The sequence below is a fragment of the uncultured Lamprocystis sp. genome, assembly GCF_903933125.1.
Taxonomy (GTDB): Bacteria; Pseudomonadota; Gammaproteobacteria; order Chromatiales; family Chromatiaceae; genus Thiodictyon.
The window spans coordinates 1-8,292 of record NZ_CAIZIZ010000353.1 but is presented as its reverse complement, the minus strand read 5'-3'; the positions used below and the strand labels follow the sequence as shown (position 1 = coordinate 8,292).

Here is an 8,292-nt window from a genome sequence, read left to right as displayed (position 1 = left end):
GCCATCCGCATTCACACAAGCTTTACAGTAACAAAATAAGTGGCATTAGCAGAACTTGTGATGAGTATCAAAATACCTTCTCTTTTTTGATTATATGTATCGATCATAAGTACTTCAAGTGACATATTTGTAGGCGCCAATAATTGCAAAGCATTGATTTAAAAGAAAGATAAATAATTAAGCGCTCATAGCGAATATATTGATGTACTTAGTTTCTAGCGGAGATCGAGACTCAAGATCATCGAATATATCAGAAAGCTCTTCTTTTCCTCTGTACTCATGCTTGGTTGGAAGCCCTCTTTCGATAACATTTTCCGCATAAACCAACAAAGCACCTCTGCCTTTTGAAAGATAGCATTCCTTAAACAGCTGAGAAAGAATCGATCGATTTTTATCGAGAATTGAAAGTGCTTGATCTCTTTGCGTCGCTGCGGAGTCGTTGTTAGATAACGTCATTCTTGTGCGCCTTTAACTTACGTAGCGCCCGACGATGGTACCGTTGGTGGCACGTGTCGGCGCGCCTCTGTGGCCGGTCCGTTCAGTCGTCCGCATTCCGGTCCGCCAACGGCCTTGCCGGTGCGTCTCAAACCGCAGCATCCAGTCGCTTGGTCAGGTTGGCCATTTTCACATAGGTCCACCGCCCGCGCCGCGGTGGCGGGACCCGCATTGCCTCCAACCGGGAGTCTGACATTCTTCGTTACGGGAATTAGTGATAAGCGCCTGCTGGCGGTCGCAAGAACCTCGCTACGACATGCGTTTCTAAGATATTAAATGCTGCGCCGAGTTCTTGAGGCAGATTTCGCGGGATTTCCGCGTCTTTGTTCTCCAGCGGCGGGCAGTACCAGAAAACGTCGTTTGATGAGGCCCTAGAAAACAGCGTTAAAAATCCACCTGTGACACCTTGGCGTACGTTTCCGTTCGGAAGATTGTCAAACCCCTTCTTGGGCTTGGGCCAGCAAAGCCGCGCGCTCGCGCTCCAACTCGCAGCGCAGTTCATCCTCGGACGGCAAAACCAGCTTGTAGCGGCTCGCGAACAGTTGCTCGCTGTCATTGAGAACCGAATAGCGTACGACTGAAGCATCTTTTTGCGAACACAAAATAATTCCTACCGTCGGGTTGTCATCGGGGCTACGCTTCAGATCGTCGTAGATGCGCACATACATATCCATTTGATCGATGTCCTGATGCGTCAGTTCGCCAGTTTTCAGGTCGAACAGTACGAAGCATTTCAGTAAGTAATTGTAAAAGACAAGGTCGATATAAAAATCCTTGCTCTCGGTGCTGATGCGCTGCTGCCGCGCGACAAAGGCAAAACCCTTGCCCAGTTCTAGCAGGAAGGCTTGCAGCTTGTCCATCAAGCCCTGCTCCAACTCGCTTTCAAGCAAACGGCCCGTACCCGGTAAGCCCAAAAACTCAAGTAGGACGGGGTCGCGCACAAACGCACGCGGGGATTGATTCAAGGGGGCTAATTGACTGCTGGCTTCAGCCTGGACGGCCGCCTTGTCTTGGCTGCACAGCAGGCGTTCGTAATACAGGGTACCAATTTGACGCTCCAGCGCTCGTGAACTCCAGTTCTGGATAATGGCCTCGTTCATATACCACTGCCTTGCGGCCTCGCTATCCACGCGCAGCAGCGTGCGATAGTGCGTCCAACTCAATTCGGTACGCACTGCGTCCCAAAATGGAAACGCTTGGAAAAAGCTGCGCATATGGCGCAAGTTACGTGCATCGAAACCCGCGCCGAACTCATGCGACAGGCGCTCCGCCAGTTGCGGCAACAGGCGTGCTCCATAAGCGGCACGGGCGTGGCCTTGCTGCTCGAACTCCACGATATGGCGGCCGATCTCCCAGCAGGCACGCACTTGAACGGCATCCACGGTACGCAGCGCTTGGGCGCGTGCCTGGGCGATCAGGCCACGCAACTGGCCCACCAGTCCGTTCAGCGCTGCCGACTCGACCCCCATGCCATCGTCGGGTGCTTTGCTCATTGCTTATCTCCTGAACCGAAGTCTGTTCCTCCTTTACCGCAAGCCGAACCGGACAACACGCGACCTTCCGCGACCTCAATGGCAAGCCATCGCCGTTGGCCTGAGCGACCGCGGAACGACCTGCGCCCCGACCGCGCAAGCGAGACCTCGATCAGGTCCGAGGAAACGTGACCAGATGGCGCAGAACCTGACCGAGGCGGGCCGGCGCGGCCAAGTCGCCGTGCTACGACCTCCGGACGGCCGCTGCCGCTTCGCGGACCTAACCCCATTGCTCACATCAATTGCGAGGCCACTGAAAATGGTCTTGTATTGTGAATGATTATGCAAGAGTGTGCGCGGACAATGACCGCTCAAGCAGCGGCTTGGCCGGTGGGGTCTGTGCTGACGCGTCCTGAGTCGATGTTCCCGCACCGCTGAGGATTGACGGTATGGCCTTGACCAAAGCCGACATGACCGCGCACCTGTTCCAGGAACGGGGGCTCAACCAACGGGAGGCCAAACACCTCAGTGAGGCGTTCTTCGAGGAAATCCGCACGGCACTGGAGCGCGGCGAGGAGGTCAAGCTATCCGGATTAGGGAATTTCGAGTGACGCAGTGACGCGGGAGAAGAACAAGCGTCCCGGGCGCCATCCGAAGACCGGCGAAGCGATCCCACTCACCGCGCCCCGCGTCGTGACGTTTCGCCCGGGTCAGAAGTTCAAGGCACGGGTTGAAGCCTATGCGGGAGCCGCGCAGCCGAGCGGCGACGCTGCGGCGTTCAGCGAACGATTCTCCGCGGCCTGAACCCCTTTCAGCGCATCTGGCGCGAACCCTCCCGCTGGTGCGTCTCCCGACACTCCGCCGTCAGCACCGCCTGCCGACCCGGCGCTGCTCGCTGCGGCGAGGCCATTGTTCTGCGTACGCCGATCCTCACGATCGAGCGCCCCGGCGCCAGAAGCGTCGGCCCAGAGGCCATGCTCTAGGCGGCTAACGACCACCCGGCCAAGCGTGCCCCACGTGCCTTGACCGGTTACTGATTCCGCTCCACGAACAGCGTTTGCGAATAATCCGTAGAAGGGGCAGAACGCGCTGTCATGGCATGATCCGCCATTGCGTGAAACGCCCGCAATGATGCGGCCGGTCGAGAAACATTTATTTTCCGACAGGTTATGAGCGTCTCGACGTTTGATCGCGGAATCAGCCGACAAGCGCACAAAAAACCGCGTCGCAAACCTTCAGCCACCCCCGGAACCGGTAGTGCTGCAATCTACGGGTCCGCCAAGGAGGCCGGAAGCGGTAATCTTCTGAGTTTCCATGGTTTTCTGTCGATTCTGCGGGGCCGACCCTACAGATTACAGGACTACCCCCCATAAAGAAGCGCCGCAAGCGTGGGTTCATGGCCGGTTTGCCGGGACAGGTGCAGCCCTTGTCCCAGTCGGCGGTCCCGGCGGCCACTCCGCCAGGAACGGGATGGTCAGCAGCCGCAGCGGACGCTGCCAGGCGTCGCCCGCGAAGCGGCCGATGCCGAACCGGATCGCCTGGGTGTCCTCGCGCACCCGCAGCGATCCGAACAACCGGTCCCAGAAAGAGAAGATGGTGCCGTAATTGGAATCCGTCTCGGCCCGGATCTCGGAGTGGTGCACGCGGTGCATGGAGGGCGAGACGATGAGCCGCCGCAGCCCCCGGTCGATGCGCGCCGGCACGGCCAGATTGCTGTGATGGAAAAGGATCACGGCGACCATGACGGCCTTGTAGAGGACGAAGGTCTGAAGACTCATGCCGAGGGCGACGATCACGGGCAGGTTCGCCAGGCCGGACAGCAGGATCTCGCCGGGATGAAAGCGCAGCGCCGTGGTGCAGTCCATGGCCGGGTCCGTATGATGGACGCGATGGAAGCGCCACAGGAAGGGGATGCGGTGATTGGCGCGGTGCCAGCCATACATCCAGAGATCAAAGAGCACGAAGCTGATCAGGGCGCCGCCGAGTCCGCCGAGGTCAAGCCGCGGACACAGTCCCCAACCCTGCGCGCTGCCGAAACTCATGGCCCCAAGCAGGAGCGGTGCCAGCGCCGCACCGACCACGCCGCTCGCGATGGCCAGACCAAGATTGCGGACGCCATGGACAGCGCGTCGGTCGCGGGTCTGGTCATAGGGCAGCGCACCCTCGACCATAAACAGCCCCACCAGGACGCCGAGGCCGACCCACAGGTCGAGACTCACGCTGCATCACCCCGTGGGAGCGCGCCGCGTTGCCGTTCGTAGAGGGCCGCGAGGCGTTCCGGCGGGGCGCCCAGCAGGAAGCGTGCGAGCAAGAGTCCGTTGGCCAGTTGCTGTCGCGCCGGCCCGTTGGCCAGGAAGCGGCTGGCCGAGGTGGTCACCGCGCTCGGCAGCTTGGCAACGCGGCTGCACCGGCGTACGCGGCGGGCCAGCTCCACATCCTCGAACAGCGGCCAGTCGGGGAAGCCGCCGACGGTCGTGAAGAGGTCGCGCCGGATGGTCATGGCCTGATCGCCGAAAGTCGTCAGCCGCGACTCGAAACGCGAGCCCCAGGCATAGGCGCCGAGCAGCCAGTGGCGCTGATCGAAGGCGACCCGGAAGCAGGCCATGCCGAGGCCGGGGTCGCGAAAGGCGGCCTCGAGGACCGCTCCGGCATCCTGGGGCAGGTCCGTGTCGTCGTGCAGGAACATCAGCAGTTCGCCCGTGGCCACGCGGGCCCCGCCGTTGCACTGAGTTCCACGACCGCGCGGCGCCCTGACCAGTCGCCAGCCCGCCGGCAGCGGCGCCGCCACCGCGAGCGGACCCAGGTCGTCCGGCTCGCAGAGAATGAGCTCCGCGCCGGGAAGACACGCGGCCGTCCCAGCGCAGCGCTCGCGCAACGCCGCGCCCAGGCGCCGGGTCGGGACGACGACGGAAATTGGCCGCATTGGGAAGCTACGTCGAAGTTAGGGGGCTAAGTTCAGTAGGTGGGTGCGTCGGGATTTGATAAAACCCTCCATGATCCCGTCCAGGCCCGAAACAGTCGCGCCGTCCGGCCGGATGTCGGCACACCCCCCGCCATCCTGGCCATCCACCGGACCGTCCGACACGGGGGGACGACCCGGTGCGTCAGCCGCAGGACATTGTTCCTCTCCCCTGCGGATGATGCACGCGGCGTCGAAGTCGCGCGCCCGGCCGCCATAGCGAGCGCGCGCGCAGGTGATCTTGCCCGCGCCGTTGGGGCCGGCGATGATGTTGAGCGCGGGCTGGAGCGGTTGCGACCAGAGCGGCTGGGCGCCATCCCCTGGCGGACCTGCTTCTTCCTCTCCAGCGTCCAGCAGTGGCGGGGAGACATCGTGCTGGGCCGCGCCCGGCCGGAGGTCATGGCCGACCTGGGGCACGGCGTGATGAACGACGCGATGGTCGGGAAGGCGGCGGCCCGCTGTTTACGCAAGGTCTGAGCCACGCGGCTTTACCGCCCGTGCGTCTATCTAAGGCGCGCGCAACAACCGGGTTTTGAGGAGGCACCGAGCATGGGCATGTTCGATTCGCTCTACATCGAACTGGACGGTCGGGAGCTCGAAATCCAGACCAAGCGTTTCGATTGCATACTTGGCCGTTATCGTCCGGGCGACTGGATCGGCGGGGTTCCACCGGGTGTCCGCGTCTTCTTCGACGTCCTGCATCTGGGCGCACAGGGCGCGCCCGTCTACCGCACGGATGCCGAGCACGTGCGCACGTTGACGCTCTTTTTCGTCATCGCCCATGGCGTCTTCGTGGAGTATCAGGTCCGCGACGGCGCGCTGGCGGCAGCCGTCATCGAACGCACCCTCACCGAATTGCGGGAACGCTGGAGCGACTCGTTGCGTCTACTGGGGTTTCTGGCCGAAGCCCTGCATACGAAGCAGCGCGAGAACGCGACACTCAGAGGGCAACTCGCCCGCGTCTCGTCGGTCGTCGATAGCGCGCGCCGGTTGCGGGCCGGGGAGACATTTGGGGCGGGGTTTGTCCTGATTCACGAAGAGGAACAGAAATTGGCCGATGGCGAGAACCCGCTGGAGGTCGTGGCCTGGGTGCTGGACGATGAGGCCACGGGTTGGGGCTTCGGGGATGACAGTACCAGCCCGGATCGGCTGGACGAGTATCGGCTCTGACTGGAGCCAGGAGGCCCAATAAGAGCGAAGCTGCCACCAGGTGCCATAGCAGCCGTTGCCGATGTGCAGTCTGCTCCAGCGAATGGCCTGCTTCGAGATTAAACAGTGGTTTGCCAGATAGAACGATGCCGGAACGGGCGCGCGTCACCCCAGCACGGAGCCCTGTTCCTGTCCGATGCCGATGGCGTTGCTGACCTCCTGCATTGGGGGAGAGACCAGATGGCACGCTTGACAGAGCGGGCGTTTTGTTCGCAGTTCGCGTGCCGCGATTGATCTAAAACAGGTGTTTAGCATCACCAAGAGCCGCATGTCGATTGGTATAAAGTGCTGCCTCGTCACGAGGATTGAACCCCCCAATGCCTTGTCCAGCGGGCCATGCCCCAAAGCCCCGTCGGCGTGGCGGTCTGGCTCCGGCCGCCCCGGGGGCCTGGAGGTTCGACCCCGATACCCCGCATGAATCAATCAACCCCGACCCCATACCGACATCAAACGCCGCCGCGTCCGCCATCGCTTCGTTTTCGGATTGATTTTACGATCGACTTCTCAGACACTTGCAGATCAGATAGGGCGACTTAGACGGTGGACATTGGTTGACCCGTCTTGAGTCAGTTTTTGGCCCACAACGACGGGATTGAACGTATGGCCCTGACCAAAGCCGACATGGCAGAACACCTGTTCGACGCGCTTGGGCTCAACAAACGGGAGGCGAAGGACCTCATCGAAAGCTTCTTCGAGGAAATCCGCACGGCGCTAGAGCGTGGCGAGGAAGTTAAGTTGTCCGGGTTCGGGAACTTCGATCTACGCGAGAAAAATGAGCGCCCCGGGCGCAATCCGAAAACCGGCGAGGAGATCCCGATCACCGCCCGCCGCGTGGTGACGTTCCGGCCGGGCCAGAAGCTCAAGGCCCGGGTCGAAGCTTATGCGGGGTCCGCGCAGCCGAGCGCTGACGCTGTGGGGTCCGGCGAACGGGCCGCCACGACCTGAGCACGCCAGGTTCAGGCCGCTGGGGATGGCGCGCCAGCAAGTGCCGAGTCGCCGGAGCGACGCGGGAAGCGGGCGTTCCCGCAGTTGTGGCCGGTCCGCCGGCGGGCCTGGGGGCGCGCCGCGGACGGCCGGATGAGCGCCCAACGGCGCCCTTTTGCGATTGCCGCCAACGCTATTTATGTGAGCGGACGAAGGAACAGCCTGCACCACGGAGTTCGGCACGTCCGCTGGCGCGTGTCTCGATACCCTTCCGGAAAACAGAGCGGATCTTGGAAATCGGCCCAGGGGGAGCGAAGCTGCAATATGAGGACATAGGGGAGAACTCATTCTATCAGACGCGCGAGGACGGCCCACGCCGCGAGCCGTCCGCGGTCAGGCGCCCGAAGCCGCTCTCAACCGCCGGACGCGACGGCCTCGTTCCAAGCCTTGCTCGGCTTGAACTTGACGCTTTTCTTGGCGGCGATCTTCAGCGGTGCGCCCGTGGCCGGATTGCGCCCTTCACGCGCTGCATGCTCCGTGATCTCGAAATTGCCGAACCCCATGAGTTGCACCGCGTGGCCTTGCACCAGGGCGTCCTTGAGTGTGTCGAGCAGGGCGTCCACCACCTCCGCCGTCGCGATCTTGCTGAGCCCACTCTTGGCGGCCACGGCATTGATGAGTTCTGTTTTGTTCATGGAAAGACCTCGAATGATGAGTAAAGGTTGGTCGGGTTCCCGGCGATTGGCCTCGCGCGCGGATGTGAACCGCGCCGGGTGCGTGCCGTGCATCAGGCGTCCCGTCCGCGGTTGGCCCGCTTCTTGAGTTCCTGCTCGGGTCTGAAGTAGAGCGCATGGGTCACCCGCGTCACAAACACCGCGCCGGTCTTTGGGTTGCGGGCCTGACGCGGCTGGCGGTGACGTACCGAGACACTGCCGAAACCGCGGATCTCGATGCGCTCGCCGTTGGCCAAGGCGTCAGTTATTTACTGCAGCAGCCGATTGATCGCCGACGCGATATCCTGCTCCGGCACGTCGTCGTAGGCACGGACGAATCATTTGATGAGCTTAGACTGGGTCATACCGGAGTTCCTAACCCAAGTTTAACACCTCAGATTATTTCTCTCTTAAGATCATCCGCTTACAGCGGAAAAAATTGGTCAGTGGCACTACATTCGTGAAATTTTGTGAAACCGGACGGTTCAGACAGTCATTTTCTGTATCCCTCCCGGACTGG

The 8,292-nt window shown here is 61.6% G+C and carries 9 protein-coding genes and 1 pseudogene; 4 read left to right on the top strand and 6 right to left on the bottom strand.

All coding sequences use genetic code 11. From position 1 onward, the window contains the following. Positions 1-177 precede the first annotated feature (177 nt). A complete protein-coding gene (locus QZY03_RS18360; protein ID WP_295583604.1) occupies positions 178-456 on the bottom strand; it encodes a hypothetical protein in 279 nt (92 codons plus the stop codon). A gap of 473 nt (positions 457-929) precedes the next feature. Further along, on the bottom strand, positions 930-1,988 hold the full coding sequence (locus tag QZY03_RS18355) for a PDDEXK nuclease domain-containing protein (RefSeq protein ID WP_295583603.1): 1,059 nt from the start codon (positions 1,986-1,988) through the stop codon (positions 930-932). Between the two features lie 428 nt (positions 1,989-2,416). Here QZY03_RS18355 and ihfA (QZY03_RS18350) point away from each other — a divergent pair. Then, positions 2,417-2,771 (top strand): annotated as a pseudogene (ihfA, locus tag QZY03_RS18350) (integration host factor subunit alpha). Positions 2,772-3,361: 590 nt separating this feature from the next. On the opposite strand, the gene QZY03_RS18345 reads toward ihfA (QZY03_RS18350), so the two are convergent. Both QZY03_RS18345 and QZY03_RS18340 read right to left on the bottom strand, forming a co-directional pair. After that, positions 3,362-4,186 (bottom strand): sterol desaturase family protein, encoded by an 825-nt coding sequence (locus QZY03_RS18345; RefSeq protein ID WP_295583602.1) that lies wholly within the window; start codon positions 4,184-4,186, stop codon positions 3,362-3,364. Further along, on the bottom strand, positions 4,183-4,890 hold the full coding sequence (locus tag QZY03_RS18340; RefSeq protein WP_295583601.1) for a glycosyltransferase family 2 protein: 708 nt from the start codon (positions 4,888-4,890) through the stop codon (positions 4,183-4,185). The genes QZY03_RS18345 and QZY03_RS18340 overlap by 4 nt, the downstream gene beginning before the upstream one ends. 195 nt (positions 4,891-5,085) lie before the next feature. On the opposite strand from QZY03_RS18340, the gene QZY03_RS18335 reads away from it, so the two are divergent. The 3 genes from QZY03_RS18335 to ihfA (QZY03_RS18325) all read left to right on the top strand — a co-directional run bounded on the left by QZY03_RS18335 (position 5,086) and on the right by ihfA (QZY03_RS18325) (position 7,080). After that, positions 5,086-5,403, top strand: a complete 318-nt coding sequence (locus QZY03_RS18335; protein ID WP_295583600.1) for a hypothetical protein — start codon at positions 5,086-5,088, stop codon at positions 5,401-5,403. Positions 5,404-5,475: 72 nt separating this feature from the next. Beyond that, positions 5,476-6,096 (top strand): hypothetical protein, encoded by a 621-nt coding sequence (locus QZY03_RS18330; RefSeq protein ID WP_295583599.1) that lies wholly within the window; start codon positions 5,476-5,478, stop codon positions 6,094-6,096. A 639-nt stretch (positions 6,097-6,735) separates the two neighbouring features. Then, positions 6,736-7,080 (top strand): integration host factor subunit alpha, encoded by a 345-nt coding sequence (ihfA, locus tag QZY03_RS18325; protein WP_295583598.1) that lies wholly within the window; start codon positions 6,736-6,738, stop codon positions 7,078-7,080. A gap of 392 nt (positions 7,081-7,472) precedes the next feature. Here ihfA (QZY03_RS18325) and QZY03_RS18320 read toward each other — a convergent pair whose 3' ends face one another. After that, positions 7,473-7,754, bottom strand: a complete 282-nt coding sequence (locus QZY03_RS18320) for an HU family DNA-binding protein (protein ID WP_295583597.1) — start codon at positions 7,752-7,754, stop codon at positions 7,473-7,475. 92 nt (positions 7,755-7,846) lie between these two features. Further along, entirely contained in the window at positions 7,847-8,029 is a 183-nt protein-coding gene (locus QZY03_RS18315; protein WP_295583596.1) for an HU family DNA-binding protein, read from the bottom strand. Between the last annotated feature and the right edge of the window lie 263 nt (positions 8,030-8,292).